24 protein-coding genes are annotated in these 26,653 nt (G+C 61.9%); 14 read left to right on the top strand and 10 right to left on the bottom strand.

What is annotated here, in order from left to right:
- Positions 1–6: 6 nt before the first annotated feature.
- Positions 7–1,662, bottom strand: coding sequence for an FAD-dependent oxidoreductase (locus VFL62_RS14130; RefSeq protein WP_325173002.1), 1,656 nt, complete (start codon positions 1,660–1,662; stop codon positions 7–9).
- 242 nt (positions 1,663–1,904) lie between these two features.
- Here VFL62_RS14130 and VFL62_RS14125 point away from each other — a divergent pair, with 242 nt between their 5' ends.
- Complete coding sequence (locus tag VFL62_RS14125) at positions 1,905–3,209, top strand: L,D-transpeptidase family protein (protein WP_325173001.1); 1,305 nt, start codon at positions 1,905–1,907, stop codon at positions 3,207–3,209.
- Between the two features lie 9 nt (positions 3,210–3,218).
- On the opposite strand, the gene VFL62_RS14120 is transcribed toward VFL62_RS14125, so the two are convergent.
- Positions 3,219–3,749 carry a hypothetical protein gene (locus tag VFL62_RS14120; RefSeq protein WP_325173000.1) on the bottom strand — a complete coding sequence of 177 codons (531 nt, stop codon included), beginning with the start codon at positions 3,747–3,749 and terminating at the stop codon, positions 3,219–3,221.
- Complete coding sequence (locus tag VFL62_RS14115; RefSeq protein ID WP_325172999.1) at positions 3,746–3,913, bottom strand: hypothetical protein; 168 nt, start codon at positions 3,911–3,913, stop codon at positions 3,746–3,748. The genes VFL62_RS14120 and VFL62_RS14115 overlap by 4 nt, the downstream gene beginning before the upstream one ends.
- Before the next feature lie 199 nt (positions 3,914–4,112).
- On the opposite strand from VFL62_RS14115, the gene VFL62_RS14110 reads away from it, so the two are divergent.
- The 7 genes from VFL62_RS14110 to VFL62_RS14080 all read left to right on the top strand — a co-directional run bounded on the left by VFL62_RS14110 (position 4,113) and on the right by VFL62_RS14080 (position 10,387).
- Entirely contained in the window at positions 4,113–4,988 is an 876-nt protein-coding gene (locus VFL62_RS14110) for a sulfurtransferase (RefSeq protein WP_325172998.1), read from the top strand.
- Between the two features lie 31 nt (positions 4,989–5,019).
- The gene (locus VFL62_RS14105) at positions 5,020–5,238 is read left to right on the top strand and encodes a DUF2892 domain-containing protein (protein WP_325172997.1); all 219 of its coding nucleotides are present in this window, start codon (positions 5,020–5,022) and stop codon (positions 5,236–5,238) included.
- A gap of 209 nt (positions 5,239–5,447) precedes the next feature.
- Positions 5,448–6,269 carry an enoyl-CoA hydratase gene (locus VFL62_RS14100; protein ID WP_325172996.1) on the top strand — a complete coding sequence of 274 codons (822 nt, stop codon included), beginning with the start codon at positions 5,448–5,450 and terminating at the stop codon, positions 6,267–6,269.
- 120 nt (positions 6,270–6,389) lie between these two features.
- A complete protein-coding gene (locus VFL62_RS14095) occupies positions 6,390–7,376 on the top strand; it encodes a tripartite tricarboxylate transporter substrate-binding protein (RefSeq protein ID WP_325172995.1) in 987 nt (328 codons plus the stop codon).
- Entirely contained in the window at positions 7,373–8,572 is a 1,200-nt protein-coding gene (locus tag VFL62_RS14090) for an FAD-dependent oxidoreductase (RefSeq protein ID WP_325172994.1), read from the top strand. Before VFL62_RS14095 ends, VFL62_RS14090 begins: the two co-directional genes overlap by 4 nt.
- Before the next feature lie 43 nt (positions 8,573–8,615).
- Positions 8,616–9,044, top strand: a complete 429-nt coding sequence (locus VFL62_RS14085; RefSeq protein WP_325172993.1) for a hypothetical protein — start codon at positions 8,616–8,618, stop codon at positions 9,042–9,044.
- Between the two features lie 701 nt (positions 9,045–9,745).
- Positions 9,746–10,387, top strand: coding sequence for an Mpo1-like protein (locus VFL62_RS14080; RefSeq protein ID WP_325172992.1), 642 nt, complete (start codon positions 9,746–9,748; stop codon positions 10,385–10,387).
- Positions 10,388–10,539: 152 nt separating this feature from the next.
- On the opposite strand, the gene VFL62_RS14075 is transcribed toward VFL62_RS14080, so the two are convergent.
- From VFL62_RS14075 to VFL62_RS14065, 3 genes are all read right to left on the bottom strand, one after another.
- A complete protein-coding gene (locus VFL62_RS14075) occupies positions 10,540–11,619 on the bottom strand; it encodes an isocitrate/isopropylmalate dehydrogenase family protein (protein ID WP_325172991.1) in 1,080 nt (359 codons plus the stop codon).
- A gap of 143 nt (positions 11,620–11,762) precedes the next feature.
- Positions 11,763–12,833, bottom strand: coding sequence for an alcohol dehydrogenase (locus tag VFL62_RS14070; RefSeq protein ID WP_325172990.1), 1,071 nt, complete (start codon positions 12,831–12,833; stop codon positions 11,763–11,765).
- A 69-nt stretch (positions 12,834–12,902) separates the two neighbouring features.
- Positions 12,903–14,090 carry a CoA transferase gene (locus VFL62_RS14065; RefSeq protein WP_325172989.1) on the bottom strand — a complete coding sequence of 396 codons (1,188 nt, stop codon included), beginning with the start codon at positions 14,088–14,090 and terminating at the stop codon, positions 12,903–12,905.
- A 219-nt stretch (positions 14,091–14,309) separates the two neighbouring features.
- On the opposite strand from VFL62_RS14065, the gene glgA reads away from it, so the two are divergent.
- A complete protein-coding gene (gene glgA / locus VFL62_RS14060) occupies positions 14,310–15,725 on the top strand; it encodes a glycogen synthase GlgA (RefSeq protein ID WP_325172988.1) in 1,416 nt (471 codons plus the stop codon).
- Between the two features lie 9 nt (positions 15,726–15,734).
- On the opposite strand, the gene VFL62_RS14055 is transcribed toward glgA, so the two are convergent.
- Genes VFL62_RS14055 through VFL62_RS14040 form a run of 4 tightly spaced genes read right to left on the bottom strand, consistent with a single transcriptional unit; the run spans position 15,735 to position 21,653 of the window.
- Positions 15,735–17,072: an MFS transporter gene (locus tag VFL62_RS14055; RefSeq protein WP_414644711.1), complete on the bottom strand. Its 1,338-nt coding sequence runs from the start codon at positions 17,070–17,072 to the stop codon at positions 15,735–15,737.
- 15 nt (positions 17,073–17,087) lie between these two features.
- Positions 17,088–17,588: a PRC-barrel domain-containing protein gene (locus VFL62_RS14050; protein WP_325172986.1), complete on the bottom strand. Its 501-nt coding sequence runs from the start codon at positions 17,586–17,588 to the stop codon at positions 17,088–17,090.
- A gap of 48 nt (positions 17,589–17,636) precedes the next feature.
- Complete coding sequence (locus VFL62_RS14045) at positions 17,637–19,838, bottom strand: amylo-alpha-1,6-glucosidase (protein ID WP_325172985.1); 2,202 nt, start codon at positions 19,836–19,838, stop codon at positions 17,637–17,639.
- A gap of 51 nt (positions 19,839–19,889) precedes the next feature.
- Positions 19,890–21,653: an ABC transporter ATP-binding protein gene (locus VFL62_RS14040; RefSeq protein ID WP_325172984.1), complete on the bottom strand. Its 1,764-nt coding sequence runs from the start codon at positions 21,651–21,653 to the stop codon at positions 19,890–19,892.
- Positions 21,654–21,924: 271 nt separating this feature from the next.
- Between VFL62_RS14040 and VFL62_RS14035 the strand changes: the two genes are divergently transcribed.
- From VFL62_RS14035 to VFL62_RS14015, 5 genes are all read left to right on the top strand, one after another.
- On the top strand, positions 21,925–22,992 hold the full coding sequence (locus tag VFL62_RS14035) for a glycosyltransferase family 4 protein (protein ID WP_325172983.1): 1,068 nt from the start codon (positions 21,925–21,927) through the stop codon (positions 22,990–22,992).
- Between the two features lie 155 nt (positions 22,993–23,147).
- Positions 23,148–24,395, top strand: coding sequence for an ABC transporter substrate-binding protein (locus VFL62_RS14030; protein ID WP_325172982.1), 1,248 nt, complete (start codon positions 23,148–23,150; stop codon positions 24,393–24,395).
- Between the two features lie 13 nt (positions 24,396–24,408).
- Positions 24,409–25,278: a branched-chain amino acid ABC transporter permease gene (locus tag VFL62_RS14025; RefSeq protein ID WP_325172981.1), complete on the top strand. Its 870-nt coding sequence runs from the start codon at positions 24,409–24,411 to the stop codon at positions 25,276–25,278.
- A complete protein-coding gene (locus tag VFL62_RS14020) occupies positions 25,275–26,264 on the top strand; it encodes a branched-chain amino acid ABC transporter permease (RefSeq protein WP_325172980.1) in 990 nt (329 codons plus the stop codon). Before VFL62_RS14025 ends, VFL62_RS14020 begins: the two co-directional genes overlap by 4 nt.
- Positions 26,265–26,275: 11 nt before the next feature.
- A partial coding sequence (locus tag VFL62_RS14015) for an ATP-binding cassette domain-containing protein (RefSeq protein WP_325172979.1) occupies positions 26,276–26,653 on the top strand: 378 nt, incomplete at its 3' end.

Genomic DNA, 26,653 nt, shown 5'->3' with positions numbered 1-26,653 from the left:
GCCACACTAGTGAGCGGCTTGCTTCGCGGCGCCGCGGACGTGATCGATCAGGTCTAGCGGATCGGCTGGCGCGCAGTGGTCGCGCCACGCAACATGCTGGTCCGGCCGCGACAGCACGAGCGTTTTAGCGTCGACGAGTTCAATCGGTGCGGTCACATTGATCACCTTGAGCGGCAGTTTCCGCTCTTCGGCAGCCTGCACCAGCGGCCCGACATCGATCGCCGGGTCGAAGCGCAACAGCGTGAATTCGGGTCCCATCCGGTCGTAAAGCGAGGTTCCGTCGCCGCCCCAGAGATGCGGGGTGCGGCATCCCGGAACGGTTGACGGCGTGAAGCTCCCCATCGTGTAAGCGGGCGGCGAAGCGCCGTCATAGAAGATGATCGGCGAGCGGTCGTAGTAGCTGCCGAAATTGAGACCGGCGCAGGCATATTGCTGGACGTTGATCTCGTAAGTGAGGCGGCCGATCTCCCGGCGCATCCGTTCGCCCTCCGCGCTCGCCTCTTCGATCGTCTCCGGCACGGCGCCGCGGCGGCGGATCTCGGCCTCGGCATGCGACATGGCAAACCGCGACACCTGGCTGGTGATCGGCAGACGCTCGGCCTCATAGGCGTCGAGAATCGAGGAAGGCGCCCAGCCGTTGAGATGGGCCGCCAGCATCCAGGACAGGCTCGTGGCGTCGGCAATTCCGGCGTTCATGCCATAGCCCGCATATGGCACCCAGATATGGGCGGCATCGCCGGCGATGAAGGCGCCACGATCGCGGAATTTGCTCGCGATCAGCCGTCGTCCGACCCAGTCTTCCTTCGAGATCACCTCATACTCGAAATCAGGCCCTACCCCCAGGATAGCGCGAATGCAGCCATCGCGATCCACGGAATCGAACTCACCCTCGCCTGGCCTTAAGTAGTTGTGCACGAGCCAGCGCTCGCGGCCATCGATCGCATAGACCATGCCGGAACGGCGCGGATTGATGGCGCCGGTGCCCCAGGCCGGCGCGCAATGCTGCAAGGACATCAGCTCGGCGCTGCAAATATAGGTCGACTGCACGCGCTGGATGACCGCATCGCCTTCAAAGGCAGCACCAATCGCCTTGCGGACGATCGACCGCGCGCCGTCGCATCCGATCAGATAGCGGCATCGCATCGATCTCGTTGCGCCGCTATCGAGATCACGCAAGGTCACCTCCGTGAAGGCGTCGCCGATCCTGACATCGTCGACCGCGGTGCGGTTGAGGATGCGGATGCGTTGTTGATCCGTCGCATGCTCGAACAGGATCGGCTCGAGAAAAATCTGGTTGATGCGATGCGGCGGCTCCGGCGTCGGCCAATTGCAATCCGGACCCTCCTTGCAGGTGAAGCGGTCGCGGCGGCAGGGAATCGGAATTCGCGTCAATTCCTCGCCCGTGAACGTCGTGCGGTAGCTGACGTCATGCGGATAATCGGCGGGCAGGCCTGAATTGCGGACTTTTTCGGCGAGCCCCAGCCGCCGGAAGATCTCCATGGTGCGGGCGGCGACATGATTGCATTTGGGCTCGGGCGGCTGGCCCGCCGCGCGCGCCTCGGCCACCGTCACCTCGACCCCGCGCCAGGCCAGGTCGATCGCCAGGGTCAGCCCGACCGGCCCGGCGCCGACGATCAGGACATTCGCGTCGACATCAGCCATCGAACCTCCCGGAGAAAGCGCCTTGTTCTTAAAAGGTTTGCGCTTATCCGAACCAGATTAGCCGTGCGGCAGACATATCAAAAGTGGTCGCGGACGGGCGGACTGACGGATTCGGGCTTAAGGGGACGGCAACGCTCATGATCGATAGTGCGGGTCACCGATTCCGCGCCCCGGCGCCGGATCTTTGCCTGTCTTGACGTTGCTCAATGCCTTACTTCCAGCTTTGCTTTAGGGACTTTGCGATGCGAACCATTCCTTTCCTTGCCGCCTCAGCGATCCTGCTGGCGAGCGCCCCCGCCTTTGCCCAGAACAATGGCCCGGTCCCGGTGGCCCCCAAGCCGCCGGCAGCAGTGCATGCCGCCAAGCCGGCGGCGTCGACCCCGGAATCGCGTTCGGCGGCGGCGCTCGCGCTATCGCATGAGCCGACCTTCGACGAGGGCACGGCGCAGCGGATCAAGGAGGCGGCGCTGAGCTATTCGGACATCGCGGTCCGCGGCGGCTGGCCGATGATTCCATCGGACGCCAAATTCGCGCTGGGTGTCGCCGGCCCCAATGACGAGCTGTTGCGCCGGCGGCTGATCATCACCGAGGACCTCGCCGCCGACAAAGCCTCCGGGCCGTTTGATGAAGCGCTCGCCGAGGCCGTCAAGCATTTCCAGGTCCGCCATGGCCTTGCCGCCACCGGCACGGTGACGCCGCGCACGCTGGCCGCCCTCAATGTTACGGTTCAAAAGCGGATCAGGCAGCTCGAGGCCTCGCTGGAGCGGCTGCAAAACATGAGCTTCCCGTTCGGCCAGCGCTATGTCGTCGTCAACATCCCGGCGACGTTTGCCGAAGCCGTCGAGAACGATGTCGTGGTGCGGCGCTATCGCGTGATTGTCGGCAAAACCGAAAAGCCGTCGCCGACGCTGACCGCGGAAATCACCAGCGTCAATCTCAACCCGACCTGGACCGTCCCCTCCTCGATCGCCAAAACCGAGATCTCCGCGCATATGCGCAAGGACCCGAGCTATCTTTCGCGGATGCACATGGAGGTGCTCGACGCCCACGACCATCCGATCGATCCCGCGTCGGTCGACTGGTCCGGCAGTCACACGCCGAACTTCACGGTGCGCCAGCAGAACGGCACCTGGAATGCGCTGGGACAGGTGAAGATCGATATGCCCAACCCGTACTCGGTCTATATGCACGACACCAATCAGCGCAATCTGTTCAGCGACGACTATCGCTTCGATTCCCACGGCTGCTCGCGCGTCGACAATGTCCGCGATCTCGCCGTCTGGCTGTTGCAGGAGGAAATGCCGAAGTGGAACCGCGCCGCGGTCGATGCGGCGATCGCCAGCGGCCAGCGCGAAGACATCGTTCTGCCGAAGAAGGTACCGGTGGCCTGGATTTATCTGACGGCGTGGATGACCCGCGACCAGACCATCCAGTTCCGCAACGACATCTACGACCAGGATGAACAGCTTCTGGAAGCCACCGCCGAAGAAGCCGCCTTCTTCAACCAGGCCGCCAGTCACCCCTTGACTGCGCACCTGGCGCGATAGAGTAACCGCTCACCCCGGCACCAGGGCTTTCGCATTGTCTTTGAAAAAAAGCGCCGGCACGTCGAACTTGCCGGTCTGCAGATCGTATCTGCACCGCCAGCCGTTCACGACGCCGGTCTGCATCGGCTTGCGGCCCTTGACGTCAGCGTCACCCGAAAGGCCGATGAGCAGATAGCGGTTCGCAGGCCACTCGACGCCGAGCCAGCGATAGTTCTCCTCCGTCCCCTTCACCAGATTAGCCGCAATGTGATACTCGGGATCCTTCCTGACCTTTCGCCATTCCGGGCGGCTCTTCAAGTAGGCCCACGCCAGATCGGCGAGCGGCTTGCCGGTCGCGGCAACGAAGCCCTGCGGCGTGAGACGATACAGATAAAGCGTCTGCTCGCCCGAGCCGGTCTTTTGCATCCGCACGATCCATTTCAGATCGCCGGTGAAGCGAAACCCGGCTGGATAATCGTCCTGCTCCGGATCGAGCCGATTGAACGTGCCCTCCCGGCGCACCCAGAACTGCCATTTCCAGTCATCGGCGTCCTTGTTCACGTATTGCTCGATCGTGATCCGCCGTCCGGCGACTTTTGGGTGAATTCCGGATCGAGGGTGTAGCCGGCGGGCGGCGCCGCAGGCTCGGCCGCGGCCGCGCCGATGTTGCAGACGCCGATCCCGCAAGCGACGAACAGGCCGATCAAGGACGTTGCAACCTTCATTTTCGCGGCCCCCTTTGACCCGATCCCATTTGGTCTCACAGGCCATGATCCGGTTCACTTGAAGGGATGCGGCAGAAAAACTGCCGGTGCGGCGACTTCGACCAGCGACTGTCCGGAAACCGCCGTCCGTTCGACCTTGATTTGAATCAATCCCGAATCGGCATCTGGTGAGCAAGATGACCGTGCGGAGGATAACATCATGGCCGGCAACGTCCTCATATCGCCCAGCGACCTCTCCGCGATGTCGAGAGCCGAACCGGTGGTTCTCATCGACACGCGCGATCCCAGTGTCTATGCCGAGGCGCACATCCCGGGAGCCGTCAATCTGCGGGAAGTCTTTACGTATCTGGCAACGTCGACCCCGGAAGGCGCCGAGGCCCTCAAAACCACCTTTGCCACAGCGTTCGGCAAGGCCGGTCTCGGCGGCAATGAGACCGCTGTCATTTACGAGCAATCGATGAGTACGGGATTTGGCCAGTCGTGCCGCGGCTACGTGCTGCTTCGTTCGCTGGGCTATCCAAAGATCAAGGTGCTTCATGGCGGCTTCGCTGCATGGGTTGCCGCGGGATTGCCGACCACCTCGGCGGTTACTACGCCGACCGAAAGGAAGTTTCCCCTTGATCCCCGCGGCGATCGCATCCTGGTCAACCTGGAGCGGATGAAGTCTGCGGTCAACGACCGCCGGATCGTCAAGTTGGACGTCCGAGACGTCGATGAATGGATCGGCGAAAGCTCGTCCCCTTACGGCAAAGATTTCTGCCCGCGCAAAGGACGAATTCCAGGTTCGGTCTGGATCGAATGGTACAGAATGATGAAGCCAACCCCCGTTGGCCAGATGTTCAAGTCACCGGCCGAGATTTTGGCCGAGTGCGCGAGCGTCGGCATCACGCCGACCACGCCGGTCATCGTCTACTGCTTCAAAGGCGCGCGGGCCTCCAACACGTTCGTCGCGCTGGAAGAGGCGGGAATCAAGGACGTCAGTATCTACTTCGGGTCATGGAACGAATGGTCTCGTGATCCCGCGTTGCCGATCGAGGAAGGCTTGCCTTATTCGGTGTCGCAATCAGCAGCTTGAAATCCAACATGTCGTTTTGAAAGGGGCATCCATGATCAACGTTGGCAATGTGGATCGCGTGGTCCGTTTTCTGGTCGGAGTCGCATTGATTGTCGCGGTATTCGTCCCGCAATTTAGTGGGCTCTTCGAAGGCTGGGGAAATTGGCGATACGTCGTCGGCGCGGTCGGGATTGTTCTCTTGGCCACTTCGATATTTCGTATCTGCCCGCTCTACTCGATGTTGGGCATCAACACCGGCGCAAAAGCCTAAGACGGCCGGATTTGGCTTCTTGCTACCTGAGAGCGATCCGCCTCTCATCGGCAAGCCGACGGCAGCTTTGCGCTGCAAGCATGGACCGGGCGCTACCCTGCGCCCGCAAGACCTTATGCGGTAATCGAGACCCTTCCGCCATTGCGGCTCAGGCGTAGCAATGCTTCATTGCGCGGGCGAACTGATCACCCGTAAAGCCAAGGCCCGCTATGCTCGACGTTCCCGCCCAGAATCAAAAATCCTTTGCCGACGGCAAGATCCTCAAAAGCATTACCGAGGGCGTCGGCATCATCACCTTCAACAATCCCGGCAAGCGCAACGCGATGTCGATCGAGATGTGGGAGGGGCTCGGTGCGGCGCTGATCGAGTTGCGCGACGACGACAGCGTGCGGGTGGTGATTTTGACCGGCGCCGGCGACAAGGCCTTCATGTCGGGCGCCGACATCAGCCAGTTCGAGAAGAACCGGCGCGACGCCAAGGCCAACGAGGAATATAACCGCAAGAGCGACGCGCAGCGCGCCCTGCTCGCCGATTACCCGAAGCCGACAATCTCGTGTATCCGCGGGTTTTGCCTCGGCGGCGGCATGCAGATCGCGATGCTGACCGATATGCGGTTCGCCTCGGAGAACAGCCAGTTCGGCATTCCCGCCGCCAAGCTCGGCATCGCCTATGGCTTCGAGGGCTTGCGGCACCTCGTCTCCCTGGTCGGGCCGTCCTGGGCGCGGCTGATCCTTTATACCGGCATGCGGATCGATTCTGCCGAGGCGCTACGGATCGGCCTCGTCGATCGCGTGATGGCCGACCGCAAGCTGTGGGAAGAAACGCTGGAGATCGCCCGTACCATTTCCGGCAATGCACCGCTGGCTGTGAAGGCGGCGAAGATCACCATCGCGCAGGTGCTGAAGGACAAGGACGAGCGCGACATGGCGGCGATCAAGGCGATCGGGACTGCCTGCATGGACTCGGAAGATTTTCGCGAGGGGCGGCAGGCGTTCATGGAAAAGCGCAAGCCGCAATTCAAGGGACGGTGAAGTCCTGCGCGACGGAATGCCGATCCGCCGCGAAAAGCCTTGTCGCTGCCGCTATTGTCATCTTCCCTTGTCCGGGGAATTCATTAGCCTGATTCCAATTTCCATCTGCTGACGGACAACATGATCAGCAAGCGGGTTTTCCTGTCATCGGCCGTTGCGGCGGCGTGCTGCCTGAAACCGGTCAGGTCAGCGACCTCCGAGAACTATCCGTCCCGTCCGGTCACGATGGTGTTGCCGTTCTCCGCCGGTGGCCCCACCGATGCGGTGGCGCGGATCATCAGCGCGAGAATGCAGGAACTGCTCGGCCAATCCATCATCATCGAGAACGTGACTGGCGCGGCCGGCACGATCGGCGTTGGCCGGGTCGCGCGCGCAGCGCCGGACGGCTACACGATCAGTGTCGGGCCGATGAACTCGCACGTGCTGACCGGAGCCGTCTATCATCTGCCGTTCGACCTGCGGCGGGATTTCGAGCCGGTGGCGCTGTTGGCCAACAACCCCTCCGTCGTCGTCTCGAAGAAAGCGGTGCCGGCGCGAGACCTCAAAGAGCTGATCGCCTGGGTCAAGGCCAATCAGGATAGCGTGCTTGCGGGCACCTCGGGCGCAGGATCGGCGACCCATCTCGGCGGCATCCTGTTCGGCAGCCTGACGGGTACTCGGCTTCAATTCGTTCCCTATCGCGGTACAGCGCCATCGATGCAGGCGCTGATCGCCGGGCAAATCGATCTCATCTTCGATCAACTGTCGAGTTCGCTGCCCCAGCTCCAGGAGGGCACCATCAAGTCGTATGCGGTGATGTCAAAGACGCGTGCGGTCGCGGCGCCCGATATTCCGACGGTGGATGAAGCCGGATTGCCGGGCCTTTACCTGCCGGTGTGGACCGGAATGTGGGCCCCCAAGGACACGCCGGGCCCGATCGTCGACAGGCTGAACAGTGCCGTGGTCGACAGCCTTGCCGATCCGACTGTGCACAAGCGGCTCGCAGAGCTCGGCCAGGAAATCTATCCGCGCGATCAGCAAACGCCGGCAGCGCTCCGCGCCTATCAAGCCGCCGAGATCGAGAAATGGTGGCCGATCGTCAAGGCCGCAGGCATCAAAGCGGAATGAACCGAACCAATCCGGTCACCGAAAGGGTCCTCATTGCCGGCGCCGGCCCCGTCGGGCTTGTCGCCGCGGCCAATCTTGTACGTCACGGCGTTCCCGTGACCGTGTTTGAGAGCGGCGGCGACCTGAGCATGGAGTCCCGCGCGTCGACCTTTCACCCTCCGACGCTCGATATGCTGGGCGAGCTCGGCGTCGTCCAGCCGTTGATCGCGCAAGGCCTGATCGCGCCCAAATTCCAGTACCGCAACCGTCGCGACGGGGTGATCGCGGAATTTGACTTTGGCGACATCGCCGATCAAACGCGGCATCCGTTCCGCCTGCAATGCGAACAGTCGAAACTGACCCGCATCATCTACGACCGGCTTCGCGGCGCACCGGATCTTGAAATCGTGTTTTCAAGTCCGGTTCGCGCCGTCACGCAAAACACCGACAGCGTCACCGTCACCGTGGAGCGAGACGGCAGAAGCGAAGCGCACAGCTATCGCTGGCTGATCGGTGCCGACGGCGCGCGCAGCGACGTCCGCCGTTCTCTCGACATCGAATTCGAGGGCTTTACATGGCCCGACCGCTATCTGGTGGTCTCGACGCCCTTCGACTTCCACAGCGTCATTCCGGGGCTCGCCACCGTGAGCTATGTGGCCGATCCGGTGCGCTGGCATTTCCTCCTGGGCATTCCGGGTCTGTGGCGGGTGATGTTCCGCATTGCGCCGGAGGAAAGCGACGAACTGGCACTGTCGGCGGAATTCGTCACGGCCTTGATGGCCGAGGTCGTCCCGGGCATCGACCGCTACCAGATCGATCACACCACGCTCTACCGCGTGCATCAGCGCGTCGCGAGCACATTCCGCAAGCACCGCGCCTTCCTGATCGGCGATGCCGCGCATGTCAACAATCCGCTCGGCGGCATGGGCATGAACGGCGGCATCCACGATGCGATGAACCTGACCGAACGGCTGGCTGCGGTCTGGCGCGGCGAGAAAGCGGAGGCCGAGCTCGATCGTTTCGACCTTCAGCGCCGGCTGGTCACCAAGGAATATGTCGAGCGCCAATCGATCCAGAACAAGCGCAACCTTGAAGCGGCAGACAACGGATTCCGCGACTTCCTCCGGCAAACCGCCGCCGATCCGACTTTGAGGCGCGAATATCTGCTGAAGGTATCGATGATCGGCAGCCTGCGCCGGGCTGAGCAATTGGGATAGAGGGGCTGAAATATTCAAAGAGCTGAAAGCTTCGTTAGCCAGCTTGCCCAAAGATCCAAGCGCCCTGCTCGTCCAGCTCGTCGCCAGTGAGAAGAAATTTGAGACGTCATTGCATGAACGGCTTGATAGCGTGTTACCCGCGCTTTCGATTGATCTTCGTACAATTTATCAAAAGGTATGGGAGGAAAACTCGAGTTTTGCGGCGGTCACTTATTGGGCTTTAGCGCCGTGTCTGAGGATACCGGCGCAACAGGCTGCAGTCCTGCAAACTATACAGCGATGGAATGCCGAAATTCCGGCAATAGAAGCCGCCAAGACAGACGTGAAGACACGGATGGACCTGGCGAAGGATAAAGTGCCGAGTACCTTCGACGTGTTCTACGGTTTTGTTGCGCTGCGCCTCTGGCCATTCGCCATTGTCTTCGCCCTTGCCCTTAAGTTCGCCAAAGGCATTGCAGCCCTGAGAGCATGAACCCGAACGAGGCGCTTGACTTCGTCGAAATTACTTTCGCGTCATAACGCTGATTTGCCCGTCGTGCCAATTGGTCGCAGGGCCGCATCGCTTGCGACGTCGGGCAAATCAGTCTTAGAAGCCGGCCTGTCCCGCGCCACTGAGAGGGGCGTTTCGCGATCGTCATGAACGTTGAGCGCGGGATGCGATGGACGTGGGCCGCATCAACTGACGAGTGATGCGGTTTGCGGACGGCGAAGTCGTGTGGGCCTGATCTCCCGACGCTGAGATCAAGCCGGTGATGACGCTAGCGCGTCTCACCGGCGACGGAGACAACAAAGCCCGGTCTCCGGGGCGAGCACGAAGGAAACCGTAAAACCGTTGCGCGGGGAATGCCGGATCGTTTTCGGCGAACCTGCGGTGACTAACTCGTGTGTTTTTCTTTCTACACACGAGGCTGCGGGCGCGCCAAACGCCCGGCATTTCCCGCGCCCTCTTCTGATTGGGGGCACTATTGGAAAACCCGGACGCGAAAATCGCGCCGCGGGAGGAAAATCGTCATGACTTCGGGAAGCGGATTGCAACTGATTGTCAGATGCGCGCGGTTCGTTTCCACGCCTTTCGTCCTAAGTAATGATACGGAGCATGACATTATTGAACTGTCACACGTCTTTTGGGGGAATCTCGTTAGGTGCGCGCGCCAACCGCAACGAGGATTTCAGATGAAGCATTTTTTCGAAATGTTGCGCACCCAGCGCTACGACGACTATCGCTATTACCATCAGAGCCGGATCAACCAGACACTGCATCTGATCAGCGCGGTGATTTTTCTAGCGTGTTATGCGCTGCTGTTCAGGGATCCCGCGCTCGCCGGCCTGATCGGCTGGCTTGCGATGCTCACGCGGCAGACCGGGCATTTCTTTTTCGAGCCGAACGGCTACGACGCGGTCAATCACGTCACCAATGAGTACAAGGAGGCGATCAAGGTCGGATACAACCAGAACCGCAAGATCGCCTTGCTAGTGGTATGGGGATCGGCGCCCGCATTGCTGTTTTTCTTTCCGACGCTGTTCGGAATCTTCGCTCCGCCAGCCGGCAGGATCGATTTCGTTCGTCACGTCGGCGACATCTGGCTCGTCATCGGTATTGGCGGCGGCGCCTTTCGCATGATCCAGCTTTTTCTCACGCGTGGTGTGATGACTGGACTGGCATGGGTCTACAAAGTCCTCACCGATCCCTTTCACAACATTGCGCTCTACTACAAGTCGCCGCTGGCGCTGTTGCGGGGCCAACTGATCGACCCCGCGATTGGCAGCACGCATTGGGATGAGCAGGAAAGCGAAGAGGCCGCGCATCTCACTTAACCGTCGAGGCAGGCTCGCAAGATCCGGTCATTCCGGGATGCGCCAAAAGGCGCAGGCCCGGAATCCATGGAGCCGCAACAATGCCGGGAGAAATGGATTCCGGGTTCGCGCTTACGCGCGCCCCGGAATGACGAGATGAACAAGTGCCGAACCTACAACGCTTCCAACACCGCCTTGGCAACGTCGGCGGTGCCGTTCTTGCCGCCGAACTCCATCGGCTTGATCCCTTGCGCATACGCCTTGTCGACGGCTCTCTCGATGCGCTCGCCGGCTTCGGCAGCGGACTCCAGTCCGTGCTTGTCGGCAAGCCAGTCGAGCATCATCGCCGCCGACAGGATCATGCCTGTGGGGTTGGCCTTGCCTTGCCCCATGATATCGGGCGCGGTGCCGTGACAGGGCTGGAACACCGCATATTTGTCACCGATGTCGGCCGAAGGCGCCATGCCCATGCCGCCGATCAGGCCGGCCGTCATGTCGGAGAGAATGTCGCCGAACATGTTCTCCATCACCATGACATCGAAGTCCCACGGCCGCTTCACCAGCATCGCCGAGCAGGCATCGACATAGAGCCTGTCGGTTTTCACATCCGGATGGCGCTTGGCGGCTTCGTCGAACATTTCACGAAAGAACGCAAAAGCCTTGAACACATTGGCCTTGTCGACACAGGTGAGCGCGCCCGGGCGGCCGCGCTTTTTGCGACGTTCGGCGAGACGGAAGGAAAACTCGAACAGCCGTTCCGACGTCTTGCGGGTGATCACGAGCGTTTCGCGCGCATCCTCGTGGGTGACGATGCCCTTCCCCATCGAGGCGAACAGGCCTTCGGTGGACTCGCGGATCACGACGAGGTCGATGCCGCGCGCATCGGCGCCGACAATCGGGCTCGGCACCCCCGGAATGAGACGCGCCGGGCGCACGCCGGCATAGAGGTCGAAGTGAAAGCGCAGTTCGACCTGAGGCATGATCTCGGTGTTATCGGGGTAGCGCACCGACGGCAGGCCGCAGGCGCCGAGCAGGATCGCGTCCGCCTCCTCGCACAGCTTGATGGTCGAGTCCGGCATCGACTTGCCGGTCTCCTTATAGTGATTGGCGCCCGCCGCGGCTTCGGTGAAGCGGAACTTGAGATCCGTGGTCTTTTCGATTTTGCGCAGGACCTCGAGCGCTGGCTCCATGACTTCGGGGCCGATGCCGTCCCCGGGAAGGACGGCGATGTGGAGCGCAGTGTTGGCAGACATGAAGGGTATCCTTGATCTTCGTTAGGTCGGATTTTTCTGTTTCGTCATGCCCGGACTTGTTCCGGGTATCCACGTCTTCAAGCGTCACCACAAGCAAGACGTAGATGGCCGGGTCAAGCCCAGCCATGACCGAGGCATTGGTCTCACGGCGTCAGAATCGCCCGCCCGACCAGCCGGCCGGCTTTCAAACTGGAAAGCGCCTCATTGGCTTTGGCAAGCGGCATCGGCGTCACCGGGATCGGCGCGATCTTTTTGGCGCGCACGAGATCCAGCAGTTCGCGCGTCTCGCGCAGATTGCCGACATAGCTGCCTTGAATCGTGATCGCCTTGATCGGGATCAGCGGCAGGGCAAAAGTTGCACCGCCGCCGAACAGGCCGACGATCACGAGCTTGCCGCCCTTGGTGAGGCAATCAAAGCCGAGCTGGGTGGTCTTGGCATTGCCGACCAGATCGATCACGGCGCGGATCGGCTCGCCGGCTTTCCTTGTGAGTTGCTCCAGCGCATCGGCTGCGCCGCCGTCGACGGTCGCGAGCGCCCCGGCCCTTTCCGCGGCTTCACGCTTGCCGGCATCGATGTCGACGACGATGGCGCCCTTGCCGCCCATCGCCTTCAGCAGCGACAGCGCCATCAGGCCGAGACCGCCGGCGCCGATAATCACGATCGGCGTATCGAACACGGACTCGACCTTCTTCAGCGCACTATAGGTGGTGACGCCGGAGCAGGCGTATGGCGCGGCGGTGACCGGATCGAGCCCCTTCAGGTCGATCAGATATTTCGGATGCGGCACCGTCATGTGGTCGGCATAGCCGCCGTCGCAGTAGACGCCGAGCGCGCTCGGCTTGACGATGCACATGTTCTCATCGCCACCGAGGCAGGTCTTGCACTTGCCGCAACCAAGCCAGGGATAGGCCAGCACGGTATCGCCGAGCTTGAGACCGTCTTTGTCGCTCTCTTTAACATCCGGACCGAACGCGATGATTTCGCCGACGGTTTCGTGTCCCATCGTCAGCGGCAACGAGACGCCGCGATCCCTGAGCGACAACGGCTTGCGGCCATGACCGAGATCATAGCCGCCCTCCCAGATGTGCAGGTCACTGTGGCAGACGCCGGCCGCCTTGACCCTGATCAGCACGCGCGTGCCGGAGGGTTGCGGGGTCGGCTCCTCCATTTCCTTCAATGGGGCGTTGAACTCGGCGACGCGAAAGCTCTTCATTGTTTCACTCCCGGATACCTCTTTGCGCGTGTGATAGGCCGGAAACTGCCGCCCCCGCAAGACCGTCCGCTACCGCTGATCAAGCACGGCCGCGATCTGATCATCCGACAGCCCGCTTTCGGCGAGAAATTCGCGGGTATGTTCGCCGAGCGCCGGCGCGCGCTTGCCGGCTGCGACGCGGGCGCCCGACATCCGAAACGGCATGTTCATGACCTCAAAGGTGCCGCCGCCGTCTTCGACCGTGGCGAGCCCGCCGCGGTGGGCGATCTGCGGATCGCGCATCGCCTCCGCCACGGTTCGATACGCCGAACACGGCACGCCATGGACGCCCAATTCCGCGAGGCATTGTTCGTTCGTGACCGTGCGCGACCAGCTTTCGACGCCCTCCATCAGCTCGGTCCAGTGCCGGCGCCGGTCGGCATATTTCGCAAAACGGGCATCCTCGATCCAATCTGGATGGCCCGCAGCCCGGACGAGACCCTGAAACGTCTTTTCACTGGCAATCGCCACCATGACATAGCCGTCGGCGGTCTCGACCGGGCCGAACATCGGCCGGCTCGGCGGCGGCACGTCGAACTGCGCGTTCTGCACTTCGTTCTGGGTCAAAGTCAGCATCGATTCCAGCATCGAGACGTCAATGTGCTGGCCTTTGCCGGTCAGGTGTCGCTGGTACAGCGCCGCCGAAATCGCCCCGAAGGCATAGACACCGGTCAGGATGTCGGCGTGGTAGATGCCGCAATAATCGGGACGGTTTCGGCCCGGCTGATGGGCGAGATGGGCCATATCATAGCCGGACGCGGCATGAATCACCGGCGCATAGGCGGGCAACTCCGCCGATGGCCCGCTCTGGCCGTAGCCCGAAATCGAGCAATAGACGAGCTTCGGATTGAGCGGCTGCAGCGAGGCGTAATCGAGTTTGAGCCGCCGCATCACGCCAGGCCGGAAATTCTCGACCAGGACATCCGCATCCTTCACCAGTTGATGAATGATGCCGACGGCGTCCGCCGATTTCAGATTGAGCACGACACTTTTCTTGCCGGCGTTGAGCTGGCCGAAAAGGCTGGAGCAGCCGTTGCGGACGGGCGGGCGGATGCGCATCGTCTCGCCTTCGGCCGCCTCGATCTTGATGACCTCGGCACCCATATCGGCCAGCATCCGCGTGCAATGAGGACCGGCAATGGTGGTCGAGAAATCGAGCACGCGCAGGCCGTGCAGGCTGCCTGTCGCATTCCGCTCATCGACGTCTGCTATGGTCATCGAAGAACTCCCCTTGCCGCCCGTCTGACCGCGGGCCTAGCCAAAAAGACTAGAGGGTGCGGGCCCGAGGGGAAAGCATCTCATCGACGAGTCCGGCAAGGAATGCCGGCCGAGCCAAGAATGGCGATCCATGTTGCGACTGCCCATACGACGGGCGACGCGCAACTGGAACTGATCTTGCATAGTCGGAGTTTAGCCACGGCAGCGTGCGAGGGCGTTTTGAGAGTCCTGTTCGTTACCACGGAGATGGATGACTTCGTTCGGGTCGGGGGGCTGGCCGCGGTTTCGGCCGCGCTGCCCCGGGCGCTCCGGCGCTGGAGCGACGTCAGGGTCATCCTTCCAGGCTACAGCGACGTCGTCGAACAATTCACCCATCTCGATATTGTCGGCCAATGCCCAGCGCTTGCGGAAATGCCGGCGTGCTCGCTCGCCCTCGGGGCAACCAAGGACGGCCTGCCCGTCTATGTGGTCTTGTGTCCAGAATTGTACGATCGGCCGGGCAACCCCTACGGCGATGAAGAGGGCCACGACTGGCCCGACAACGACATCCGCTTCGGACGGTTGGCCTCGATCGCGGCGCAGCTCGCCGAGGGCACCCTGGACAAGAATTGGGCAGCTGACCTCGTTCACGCCAACGACTGGCAGGCGGCTTTGGCGCCCGCCTACCTGGCCTGGAGCGGCAGCAAGATCCCGAGCATCCTCACCATTCATAATCTGGCATACCAGGGCCTGTTTTCGAAGGAGTCGCTGCGGCGGATCGGCGCGCCGCCGGATTCCTTCCACATCGACGGGCTCGAATTTTACGACAAGCTGTCTTTCCTCAAAGGTGGACTCGTCTATGCCTCCCACCTGACTACGGTCAGCGCGACCTATGCCAAAGAGATCACGACGGCCGAACTCGGTTGCGGACTTGAAGGGCTGTTGCGCCAGCGCTCGGACGCCCATCAATTGACCGGCATCCTGAACGGGATCGATGAGAGCTGGGACCCGCGGGTCGATGCTCAGCTGGCGCAGCAGTTCGCGCCCGGCGACTGGGTCGGCAAGCAGGCCAATGCCGATTACGTCCGCCATCAATTCGGGCTCGCGCTGTCGCGCGGTCCGCTGTTCGGTCTCGTCGCGCGCCTGGTCCACCAGAAGGGTATCGACCTCGTGTTGTCGGCGACCGACGAAATCATCAATGCCGGCGGACAGATCGTCGTCACCGGACGCGGCGAGCCGGAGATCGAGAAAGCCCTGGTCGCGGCGCACCGGCGACGTCCGGATGCGATCGGCGTCGTGATCGGCTTCAACGCCGCGCAGGCGCGGCGCATCTTTGCCGGCAGCGATTTCACGCTGATGCCGTCACGCTTCGAGCCCTGCGGGCTCAGCCAGATGTACGCCCAGCGCTTCGGATCGCTGCCGATCGGCCATCAGACCGGCGGTCTTGCGGAAACCATCACCGATGGCGAGACCGGCTTTCTGTTTCCGCAACCTTCGCCGGAATCCTTCCTCGGCGGCGTCCGCCGCGCTTTCTCGGCTTTCACCGCCAAGGACCGCCTCGACTCGATGCGGCGGAATGCGATGGCGCGCTCTTTCAGCTGGGATATTTCGGCGGCTTTATACGGCGCGCTCTATCGCAAGACGGTCGCACCCTAGGGGACGTGTTCAGTCACCGGTCTTGTCCATCTCCAGCACGCGCGGCGCCGGGCGCGTCTCGGGCATCGCACACCAGATGATGATGAGGCCGAACGCTGCCACCGAAGCAAGTCCGACAAAGGCGATGCTGCTGCCGAATTTGTCACTGGCGTAGCCCGCAACCAGCGTGCTGAGCGAAGCGCCGATTCCGGTGGCGGTACCGACGACGCCTTGGGCGAGGTTGAAATGCCCGCTGCCGAATGCGACGTCGGCGACGATCAGCGGAATCATGACGCTGAATACCGCCGCCGTGATGCCGTCGAGCACCTGGACCGCGACCAGAAGATAGGGATCGTGGACCATCGCGAACAGAAGTCCCCGCCCCGCAAGCGCGCCAAATCCAAGCAGCAACAGCGGGCGCCTTCCCCATTCTTGCGCTTTACGCCCGACCGAGGGCGAGGTCAGCGCCACGATCGCCTGCGGCACGATGATACAGGCGGCGATCAGGAGGGTTGCCCATTTGCTCGACCGTGTGGTGACGATGCCCGCCATCAACGGCAACATCGCCGCGTTGGCCAATTGCAGCAGCAGGATGCAGCCGGCAAACACCAGAAGCGGCCGTTGACGCAACAGAACCAGAACGCTGGTCGATTTGGCGTCCGGCGCGCTCGGCGGCACGAAGCCGTGAGCGCGCGCGGCATCGACTTCGCGTTCGCGGATACGTGCAAGCGCCAGCAAGGTGGGGAGGGCCAATATGAAGGCGACCACGAACACCGACCGGCTCGACAAAAGGTAGCCGCAGATGCCCATCAGGGCGGCGGCAAAGCCGTTTCCGAGCGAAGCAAAGCGGGCATTGCGTCCCAGCCGCTCGCCGATCATCATCGGACCGACCAGACCAAGGCTGATCGCTGCAATCGCGGGGCCGAGCACGCAACTCGCCGCGGCATGCAGCATGGCCGCGGTCGCGACCACCGGATAAATCGGCCAGGCCGCATAGGCCAACGCAACGCATCCGATGGTCGCGATCGCAAGACCTGCGACCAACCGTTCGGATTTCGCTGCATCGATGATGGCCCCACCCGGCATCTGGCCAAGCAGGGCGATGACGCTGCCGATCGAGAGCACAGAGCCGATCTCGACTTGGGTCCACTTCTGCGTGGTCAGATAGACTGCAACAAAGGGACCGAAACCGGTTTGCACATCCGCCAGGAAAAAGATGAACCAGTCGAGACCACGCAGGCTGCCGCGCGAAGGCGTCGGCCGCGTGCCCGCGGTTTTGGCTTCTGCCACTCGGCCATCGCGGTAGGAGCGCCCGCGCTCTTCGGAGAGGGGCTTGTGATGTTGAGGCGGGGATGGCCGGGCAAACATCTCTCCGCCATCTCGCTAATGATCGAATTGCCACGGCTGGAGGCTGCCGGCCGCGCCAAGCACCACGATGGGCGTGCCATCCTTATATTCAGGTGCCGCCATCACCTGCTCTTTGGTCAAGTCGAGCGTGATACTTTCTCCCTTGTCGGCAACACGGCCAAAATGCAAGGCGCTCCAGTCGACGACGATCTTCCGGCTACCGACGCCGAGAAAACCGCCGAAATCGATCACTGCGGCGCGCACCATGCCTTGGCGGTCGACGATCACATCGACGATGCGGCCCATATCTTCATTCGCGGGGCTACGGACGTCGCGTCCGAGCACGCCATGCGCTTCCCTCGCTCCAATGATGGTGACGGACGGCGGCGGCACCGGCGTCTGCTCCTTCGGCGTCGTCGGCGCGGCGCTGTCCTGTTGCGCGGGCGGCGCGTTTGCTTCTTCCTCGCCACGCGAATGCGCGCCGTACAGGCTGACAACGATGACGACCGTAAACGCGAGACGACTTCTGGCCTGCATCTTATTCCCTCACTCGAAAGCGAACGATCGGCAGTCACGTACCCGCGATCAGCGGGAGAGTACGATGGACACCTGGATCTGCCCGCGCGTCTTCATCACTTCCAGTGAAACTTCATCGCCATGCCGCCTCACGCGAAGATCCGCGCTCGACGCGCCGAGCTGCAGATCGCGGAATACGACCTCGTTCAGAAATGCCGGCAGCCTTGGATTATGCAGACGAATTTCGCTGCGATCGGCATCGAATTCAAAACCAAGCGCGGCTTCAAGCAAAGTGAACGGCGTCGCGCTGGCCCAGGCTTGCGGCGCACAGGCGACCGGATAGAGCGTCGGCCCTCGCCCCTTCTCGCGACGGAAGCCGCAGAACAGTTCCGGCAGACGACGCAAGTCCATATAGGTTGCGGCATCGAACAGCGCCCTGAACACCTGCTCGACGCAGTGCTTGAGCCCATAATGCGCAAGTCCAAGCGCGATCAGCGCGTTGTCATGCGGCCAGATCGATCCGTCGTGGTAGGACATCGGATTGTAGCGCGCTTCGCCCTGCGCCACCGTGCGAATGCCCCAACCGGTGAAGAAATTCGGCTGCATCAAGCCAGCCGCCACGCGCCGGGCGCGGTCCTCGCGGACGATGCCCGTGAAAAGCAGCTGCCCGGCATTCGACGTGCGCACCCGGCACGGCGCTTTGGTGCCATCGAGCGCCAGCGCATAGGTAGAGATATCATCACACCAGAACGCATTTTCGAACCGCTCCGCCAATTGGAGCGCTTCCGCCTCAAGCTGGCGGGCCTTTTCCAACAATCCCAGCCGCTTGGCGCAGCGCGCTGCCAACCGCTTTCCGGCAAAGACATAACCCTGCACTTCAGCGAGCGCGATGTAACCTTCGGCCAACCGCCCGTCGGCATGGAAGATCGCGTCGTAAGAATCTTTCCAGCCTTGATTGGCGAGGCCCTGTTCGGAGGCCCGCTGATATTCGACAAAGCCGTCCCGGTCCGGATCTCCGGGACCGTCGATCCAGTTCAGCGCCGCCTCGATGGCGGGCCACAGCTCGCGGAGCGTCGCGTCGTCGCCGGTGCGTTCGACATAAAGTCCCGCCAGGAGCACGAATAGTGGCGTTGCATCGACGCTGCCGTAGTACTGCGCGAACGGCACTTCGCGAAGGGCCGCCATTTCGCCGCCGCGCATCTCGTGAAGAATCTTTCCGGGCTCAGCATCGGCGAGCGGATCGACCCGCTTTGCCTGATGCAAGGCAAGTCGCCTCAACACCCCGCGCGCGACCCGCGGATCAATCCACAACATCTGCAATGCGGTGATGATCCCGTCGCGGCCGAATGTCGTCGAATACCAGGGAATGCCGGCATATGGATAACGTCCCTGGGGCGTGTCGGTCATCAGGATGTTCAGATCCGCCATCGAGCGGCACAGCACCTCGTTGAAAATGTTGTTCGAGGTTTCGATGCTGGCTGCACCTTTGGTCTGTTCGCGCATCTCCCGGCGGTGCGCCAACAAGCCGCGAAAGAACGGAACAGGCTTCGACATCGCCGGCTTGTTGCAGGCGACGATGACGAACAGCGAACGCGTCTGCTTGGGTGCCAGTTCGAGATGATAGGTCGCCGCGTTCGCCGCAAGGCGCGTCGGCCGCGGATCGAACTGAAGTGCGGTGGTGCGGGAACTGCCGTCAAGACCCGTATACTCGAACAGCACGTCGGCGGGACTTGGCAGCGTCGTGACGGCGGTACCGCGGCGCGAACGACGCTCGCCGCGCACTTCGAACAGATCGGCGAAATCGTTACCGAACAACAGCGTCAGATCGAAGCTCGCGGTCTGTTCGCTGTGATTTTGAACCCCGATCCGCTGGTAGGCTGCGCCGCGCCAGAGAAAGATCGTGCGCACGATGTGCAACACGTCCTTTGGCAGGACATTGCGCCCCTGGCGATAAACGTCGGGATTGGTGAGGTCCACCGTGAGCGCCGAATTGTCGTCGCGAAGGTTCGAACCCAACAGCAGCGGCTGAACCTCGTCGAGCACGAGTTCAAGCCGCGCAAGATAGCGCGTATCGGCATTGAACAGGCCGTCCGGCCCGCCGGCCGACGCACCGATATCGCCATGGCTGTCGAGCACCATGAAAGTGTCGTCGTGTTTCAGCGAGCGTCGCGGCCGGGCCGCGGGCCCGGTCATCGGGATGTAGAACGGCGATTCCATCACCGTTTCCTGTATCCGCAATGTGGTGACGTGGGTTACGGCTTCAGCGGACATGTGGCCTCGCTTGAATTGACAGCGAAAGACAGACGCAACGCTCGTCGGATATCAGGCCGCGTGTTTGGCCAGTCGCCTCATTTCCTGAGTCACCAGCTCGCGGTAAGGCCCCTGCCCTTGCATCAGACGGTCGGGCGAACCGTCTTCGATGATCTTGCCGGCCTTGAGCATCACGACGCGATCGAAATGGCGCAATGTCGCCAAGCGATGGGCGATCGCAATGACCGTTCGCCCGCGCATCAATCGTGACAACGCATCCCGGATCGCCTCCTCCGACTCGCTATCGAGCGACGCAGTCGCTTCATCAAGTAACAGAATTGGGGCATCTTTCAGGAAAGCGCGCGCGATCGCGATGCGTTGACGCTGGCCGCCGGACAGCTTGACGCCGCGGTCGCCGACCATGGTGTCGAGCCCCTCGGGCAACTGTTCGACGAAATCGCAGCGCGCCGCGATCGCCGCGCGCAACACCTCGTCGTCGGTGGCCGTGGGACGGCCGTAGCGGATATTTTCCATGATCGAGCGATGGAACAGCGAAATGTCTTGCGGCACGACCGAAATCGCCTCGCGCAGACTTTGCTGGGTAACCCGCGAAATATCTTGCCCGTCGATCGTAATGCTACCGTGCCGAACATCGTAAAAACGCTGCAACAGCACGAACAGCGTAGACTTGCCGCCACCGGACTGGCCAACCAACCCTACGCGCTGTCCAGGCTGGATGCGGAGGTTGAATTTGTCAAACACCGTCGCACCGCCCGGATAGTTAAACGAAATGTTGTTGAAGGTGATGGCGGCCCCGCTTTTGACCAGCGGCTCGGCTTCCGGATGATCGCACAGCTCGTGCGGAAGCAATACCGTGGCGAGCGCCTCAGTAAGCCGGGCAACATGCTGCGTGACGTCGACCAGAGCGACAGCAAGATCGCGCGTCGCACTGAGGATCGAGATGCCGAGCGTGCAGACCAGAACGACATCGCCCGTCGTCGCGCTGCGGCTCTGCCAAAGCGTGACCGCCCAGGCAAGGATCGCGATCGTCAGCACCACAGTTACTGCGGCGTGAGTGAGCCTGAGTTTCTCGAGATATCGTAGACTGCGCCCGCGCGCGGTCAGCTCGCGCTTCACGGTCGCATCAAAGCGCTCATGTTCGAAGCTCAATCCGCAGAATGCCCGCACCAGCGGCATGTTGTTGATGACGTCGACCATCTCGCCGTCAACGGCTGCGGCCTTGTCGGCGAAATCGTCGTGCAGCGGCTTGCCCGCAGCTGCGAGCCGGAACATGGCAACCACCATGCCGCCTGCGATCACGATCAGGACCGCCGACATCTGCAAGCTCACGGTCCCGATCAGGGAGATGGCGGAGATCGTCGCGATGCAAGGCGGCAGCACGTTCCAGATGAACATGTTTTCAACCGAAAAAACGGCGTTCGATGTTGCCGTGATGCGGCTGGTCAGCATGCCCGGCAGCCGGTCCGAAAAGTAGCTGGGCGCGTGGCCCGTCAGATGGCGGAACATGTCCCGTCTCAGATCGCCGGTCACGCCGACGAACGTGAAGCTCGCAATCCAGCCAGCAATTCGCCACAGAAAGTTGTCCGCGGCGATCAGCGATACCAGGATTGCGAATGCCTGCCAGACGCTATCGGCATTGGAAGGCCCGCCCGAAAGACCATCGACGAGGAATTTGACGCCATATTGCGTGCCTACGGAACAGGCAACCGCAGCAATCACCGCCGACAGAATACAAAGATGTGATGCAGGCCTATGGCGCAGATAGCGCAGCACGAAGGCAAAAGGGCGATTTGCGAATCCTGAGAGGTTATCCATGTGCTGCAAGACCTTCTTACGTTTTTGTTAAGGCCTGTTTTTTCAGACCCGCTTGTTCAGCCGATGGAATGCCGCACACCGCTTCGCGGTTCCCGCCCCGCTGCCTTTCGCGCACACCACTCCCGTTCGCCGGCAATATCGCGTGACGTTCCCGACGGAAGAAGTGCGCGCGCTAGTGGAACCTCGCAGACGCGGAAACGTTCCCCTCCCGGCGTCCTTACGCCGGGCTTTGTGGGGCTTGTTCGTCCATGACATCGAGAAGGAGAGGTAGATGCGCATCGCGCAAGTAGCTCCGCTGACGGAGGCTGTTCCGCCGAGGCTTTATGGCGGAACTGAGCGGGTGGTACACTGGCTGACGGAGGAACTTGTCGCACTCGGAAACGATGTGACGCTATTTGCCAGCGGAGACTCGAGAACATCCGGCAAACTCCATGCGATCTGGCCGCGCGCGCTACGCCTCGATGGATCGGTCCGCGATCCGAATGCACTACACATGGTGATGTTGGAGCAGGTTCGACGGAAATGTGACGATGAGGAATTCGACTTCCTCCACTTTCATCTCGACTACTACCCATTCTCGTTGTTTTTTCGACAGCCGACGCCGTTTGTGACGACATTGCACGGCCGGCTGGATCTGCCGGAGCATCAGCCCGTCTTCACGACCTTCTCATCCGTTCCGGTGATCTCGATCTCGAACGCACAGCGACGCCCGGTACCGCAGGCGAACTGGACGAGCACCATCTATCATGGTCTGCCGGAGAACCTATTGACGCCGCGCCCGACGCGGCCATCTTACCTCGCCGTTCTTGGCCGAATCGCGCCGGAAAAAGGTGTCGACCGCGCCATCCGCATCGCGACCCGATGCGGCATTCCGCTCAAGATCGCAGCGAAGGTCGATCGTGCCGACCAGGAATATTACGACGAGGTGATCCGGCCGCTGATCGATCATCCGCTTGTCGAATATATCGGCGAGATCGGCGACCACGAAAAATCCGATTTCCTCTCTGGTGCGCTCGGACTGCTGGTGCCGATCGATTGGCCGGAGCCGTTTGGCCTCGTCATGATCGAAGCGATGGCCTGCGGCACGCCTGTCATCGCCTATAACCGCGGCTCGGTCCCGGAGATCGTCGAGGAAAATCTGACCGGCTTCATCGTCGAAGATGAGATCAGCGCTGCTGCGGCCGTGAATCGCCTGCCTCAGCTCGATCGCGCAACGATCCGAAAACAGTTTGAAACGCGATTTACCGCCAGGCGCATGGCGCTCGACTATCTCGCTACCTATCACAGTCTGATGGAAGCGACCGCGCCTCGGATCAAGCTGGTGAGCAGCGCGGAATAGCCGAAGCTGCCAGCGGCCGTTCAGTAAAGTCGGATGTCGTATTGTAAAGAATATTGAATACGGCTACCGTCCCCCAAAATGCGCGGGCCTGTCTCGAAACGGCCCGCGAAAACAGTGAGCTGCGGCCACCGCAGCCAATAAATGGGGAGAAGAAGATGGCGAGGGCACGCAAGGATTCCGCCTGCAAGAGTGTCGATCAGGCCACGTCCAGGCGACAGAGCCGCCGTCAATTCATCGCCAGGACCGGAGGCCTGCTTGCCGCAGGCGCATTCGGTGCCGTTCCGCTTCGCGGCTGGGCCGCGGATCCCATCAATATCGGCGCGCTTTACCCGACGACCGGCAGCATGGCGCAGATCGGCGTCGGCTGTGTCGCGGCGGCCAAGCTCGCCGTCGACATGGTCAATGACGCTGGCGGCATCAAATCGCTCGGCGGCGCCAAACTCAATCTGATCATTTCCGACGTGCAGAGCGATACGACAGTCACGCGCACGGAAACCGATCGGCTCATCACCGGCAACAAGCTGTCGGCAATCCACGGATGCTATGCCAGCGCGCTGACCTTGATCGCGAGCGAAGTCGCCGAGCGCGCCAAGGTGCCGCTGATCACCGGATCGAGTTCGGATCAGCTCAACAAGGGCCGCACCTACACTTTCACACCCTTTGCGCGGGCCTCGCAATTTGCGCGCGCCCAACTGCAGATGTCCAAGCTCGTCAGCGATACGCCGAAAGTCGCCGTGATCTTCGAGAACACCGCCTTTGGCACCTCGACCTCGAACGGGCTCAAGGAACTTGCGCCGTCGGAAGGCGTCGAGATCGTGATGTTCGAGCCCTACTCGGCCGGCTTCACCGATGCGAGCCCGCTGATCAACAAGGTGAAGTCCTCCGGGGCCAACATGTTGTTCTCCGTCTCTTACCTCAACGATCTCATCTTGATCGTGCGAACCGTGAAGCAGTTCGGCCTCAACATGCCGATCAACGGCGGCTCCGGCGGATTCGTCATCCCGGACTTCTACAAGAATGTCGGCAAGCTCGCCGAGGGCCTGCTCGGCGTCGCGCACTGGAACCACGACGTCAGCGAGGACGCGCAGAAGGTGAACGCCGAATTCAAGAAACGCACCGGCGATTTCGCCTTCGAATATGCCGGCGGGCTGGTCGCGCAGACCTTCATGCTGGCCGACGCGCTGGAGCGGGCGGCGTCCGCCGATCCGCAAAAGGTGCGCGAAGCGCTGTCGACGCTCGACGTATCATCCGGCTACGCCGCCATGGCGCCCGGCGGAAAGGTCAAGTTCGGGCCCGACGGCAAGAACATCTACGGCCATCCCGTCGGCGTGCAGTGGCAGAACGGCGATCTGGCCAGCGTCTTCCCCAAGGAAGACGCCCGCGCGCCGCTGCTGAAAACCTGACTCGGCAAGCCCAATGTGGGAGACAGTGGCCCAGGCCGTGATCAACGGCCTGCTCATCGGCGGGATTTATGCGCTCGTCAGCATCGGCGTCACGCTGATCTTCGGCGTCGTCAAGATCGTCAACTTCGCCCAGGGCGAATTCGTGATGATCGGAATGTACATCACCTTCTTCCTCTCCAGTCAGTTCGGCATCGATCCCCTGCTCTCGCTGTTCGTCTCGATGCCGGTGCTGTTCGTGATCGGTGTCCTGATCCAGCATTTCCTGATCCGCAGGGTGCTCGGGCCAAACGACATGCCGCAGATCTTCCTGACCTTTGCGCTGTCGCTCCTGCTTCTCAATCTGTCGCTGATGCTCTTCACCGCGAATTACCGCACCGTGCACACCTCCTACTCCGATGAAGCTTTCCATATCGCCGGGCTCTATATTCCCGTTGCGAAACTGATCGCCTTCGTGGTCGCCATGCTGCTGAGCGGCCTGCTCTGGCTGTTTCTGCACACCACCGACCTCGGCAAGGCGATGCGCGCCGCATCCCAGAACCGCGACGTGGCGATGCTGATGGGCATCAACCCGAACCGGGTGTTCTGCGTCGCGCTTGGGATCGCGCTCGCCTTGGCGGGCGCCGCCGGCTCGCTGTTGATGCCGTTTTATTCGGCCTATCCGTTCGTCGGCCAGGTGTTCGTCCTGATGGCCTTCGTCGCCGTGGTGCTGGGCACGCTCGGCAACGTGGTGGGCGCGCTGATTGCAAGCCTGATGATGGGCATCGCGGAATCGCTCGGCATCCAATATGTCGGCGCCGATTCCGGATTGATCGTCGTGTTCGCGATGCTCTTGCTGACGCTCGCCTTCAAGCCGACCGGACTAGGCGGAGGCCGCGCGCGATGATGGCAGATATCAATCCGCGCCACGCCATTGTCATCGCCATCGGTGTGGCAGTCCTCATCGTGCTGCCAATGGTGGTGAAGAGCTCGTTTGCGATCGACATCTTCGTGCGCATCCTGCTGTTCGCCTTTATCGGCACCGCCTGGAACCTGATGGGCGGTTATGCCAAGCAGTTGTCGCTCGGTCATGCCGCCTATTTCGGCCTCGGCGCCTATACCTCGACCATTCTCGAGATCAATTACGACGTCTCGCCCTGGATCGGCATGGTGGTCGGCGGCGTCGTCGCGGCGCTCGCGAGCCTCCCGATCGGCTGGCTGTGCTTTCGCCTGCGCGGCCCCTACTTCACGATTGCGACGATCGCCACCGCGCAAGCCTTGATGCTGATCTTCCTCAAATTCCGCGACTTCGCCTGGGGCGCCGAGGGCACAACTATCCCCAACCTCGGCGCGGCGCCCTTGATGATGCAGTTCGAAAACAAGAGCTCCTATTATTACGTGGTGCTCGGCCTGCTCTTGCTCAGCCTCCTCGTCACCTGGCTGATCGAGCGCTCCTGGATCGGCAATTACCTGGTCGCCATCGGCGAGGACGAAGACGCTGCGGAGGCGATCGGCGTCAACGCGCCGAAAATGAAGCGCGACATCTACATGATCAGCGCGTTTCTGACCGCGCTCGCCGGCACGTTCTACACGCAGTACATCTACTTCATCGATCCCGCGACCGCCTTCTCCTTCAACATCTCGATCGAGGCCGCCCTGGTCTCGATCGTCGGCGGCATCGGCACGTTGTGGGGTCCCCTGATCGGCACCGTGTTGCTGGAGACGACCTCGGCGCTGTTGCAGAGCTGGCTTGGCAGTTCGATCGGCGGCGTGCAGCTCACCGTCTACAGCCTGATCCTGATGGCGGTGATCCTTTGGCGCCCGACCGGGCTGATGGGCATGATCAACGAAATGCGGCAACGCTTTGCCGCGCGTAAACCGGCGCAGGCCTGAGGAACAGCGTGATGGCAGATGCGCTCGTGATCAGCGGTCTCAGCAAACGGTTCGGCGGCCTGCGTGCCGTTCAGGACGTCAGCTTCACCGTCAAGGAAAACGAGACGCTGGCGCTGATCGGCCCGAACGGCGCCGGCAAGACCACGAGCTTTCACCTCATCACCGGCTTTCACCGGCCGGACCAGGGCTCGGTCAAGGCCTTCGGCCGCGAGATCGTCGGGCTCAAGCCGCATGACATCTGCGCGCTCGGCCTCGCGCGAACCTTTCAGGTCGCAAAGCCCTTTGGCGCCATGACGGTGCTCTCGAACGTCATGACCGGCGCATTTCTGCGATCCAAAAACAACGCGGTGGCGCGCGAGAAGGCGCGCGAGGCGATCGCGTTCGTCGGA

The organism is Bradyrhizobium sp., assembly GCF_035701725.1.
Taxonomy (GTDB): domain Bacteria; phylum Pseudomonadota; class Alphaproteobacteria; order Rhizobiales; family Xanthobacteraceae; genus Bradyrhizobium.
Note: the sequence above shows the minus strand (reverse complement) of the source record. Positions and strands in the feature narration are given on the sequence as shown.

What these genes read in the sequence shown, in the direction of transcription:
- VFL62_RS14130 (WP_325173002.1), bottom strand. Translation starts at nt 1,662, where the DNA reads ATGGCTGATGTCGACGCGAATGTCCTGATCGTCGGCGCCGGGCCGGTC.
- VFL62_RS14125 (WP_325173001.1), top strand. Translation starts at nt 1,905, where the DNA reads ATGCGAACCATTCCTTTCCTTGCCGCCTCAGCGATCCTGCTGGCGAGC.
- VFL62_RS14115 (WP_325172999.1), bottom strand. Translation starts at nt 3,913, where the DNA reads ATGAAGGTTGCAACGTCCTTGATCGGCCTGTTCGTCGCTTGCGGGATC.
- VFL62_RS14110 (WP_325172998.1), top strand. Translation starts at nt 4,113, where the DNA reads ATGGCCGGCAACGTCCTCATATCGCCCAGCGACCTCTCCGCGATGTCG.
- VFL62_RS14105 (WP_325172997.1), top strand. Translation starts at nt 5,020, where the DNA reads ATGATCAACGTTGGCAATGTGGATCGCGTGGTCCGTTTTCTGGTCGGA.
- VFL62_RS14100 (WP_325172996.1), top strand. Translation starts at nt 5,448, where the DNA reads ATGCTCGACGTTCCCGCCCAGAATCAAAAATCCTTTGCCGACGGCAAG.
- VFL62_RS14095 (WP_325172995.1), top strand. Translation starts at nt 6,390, where the DNA reads ATGATCAGCAAGCGGGTTTTCCTGTCATCGGCCGTTGCGGCGGCGTGC.
- VFL62_RS14090 (WP_325172994.1), top strand. Translation starts at nt 7,373, where the DNA reads ATGAACCGAACCAATCCGGTCACCGAAAGGGTCCTCATTGCCGGCGCC.
- VFL62_RS14080 (WP_325172992.1), top strand. Translation starts at nt 9,746, where the DNA reads ATGAAGCATTTTTTCGAAATGTTGCGCACCCAGCGCTACGACGACTAT.
- VFL62_RS14075 (WP_325172991.1), bottom strand. Translation starts at nt 11,619, where the DNA reads ATGTCTGCCAACACTGCGCTCCACATCGCCGTCCTTCCCGGGGACGGC.
- VFL62_RS14070 (WP_325172990.1), bottom strand. Translation starts at nt 12,833, where the DNA reads ATGAAGAGCTTTCGCGTCGCCGAGTTCAACGCCCCATTGAAGGAAATG.
- VFL62_RS14065 (WP_325172989.1), bottom strand. Translation starts at nt 14,090, where the DNA reads ATGACCATAGCAGACGTCGATGAGCGGAATGCGACAGGCAGCCTGCAC.
- VFL62_RS14055 (WP_414644711.1), bottom strand. Translation starts at nt 17,072, where the DNA reads ATGTTTGCCCGGCCATCCCCGCCTCAACATCACAAGCCCCTCTCCGAA.
- VFL62_RS14050 (WP_325172986.1), bottom strand. Translation starts at nt 17,588, where the DNA reads ATGCAGGCCAGAAGTCGTCTCGCGTTTACGGTCGTCATCGTTGTCAGC.
- VFL62_RS14045 (WP_325172985.1), bottom strand. Translation starts at nt 19,838, where the DNA reads ATGTCCGCTGAAGCCGTAACCCACGTCACCACATTGCGGATACAGGAA.
- VFL62_RS14040 (WP_325172984.1), bottom strand. Translation starts at nt 21,653, where the DNA reads ATGGATAACCTCTCAGGATTCGCAAATCGCCCTTTTGCCTTCGTGCTG.
- VFL62_RS14035 (WP_325172983.1), top strand. Translation starts at nt 21,925, where the DNA reads ATGCGCATCGCGCAAGTAGCTCCGCTGACGGAGGCTGTTCCGCCGAGG.
- VFL62_RS14030 (WP_325172982.1), top strand. Translation starts at nt 23,148, where the DNA reads ATGGCGAGGGCACGCAAGGATTCCGCCTGCAAGAGTGTCGATCAGGCC.
- VFL62_RS14025 (WP_325172981.1), top strand. Translation starts at nt 24,409, where the DNA reads ATGTGGGAGACAGTGGCCCAGGCCGTGATCAACGGCCTGCTCATCGGC.
- VFL62_RS14020 (WP_325172980.1), top strand. Translation starts at nt 25,275, where the DNA reads ATGATGGCAGATATCAATCCGCGCCACGCCATTGTCATCGCCATCGGT.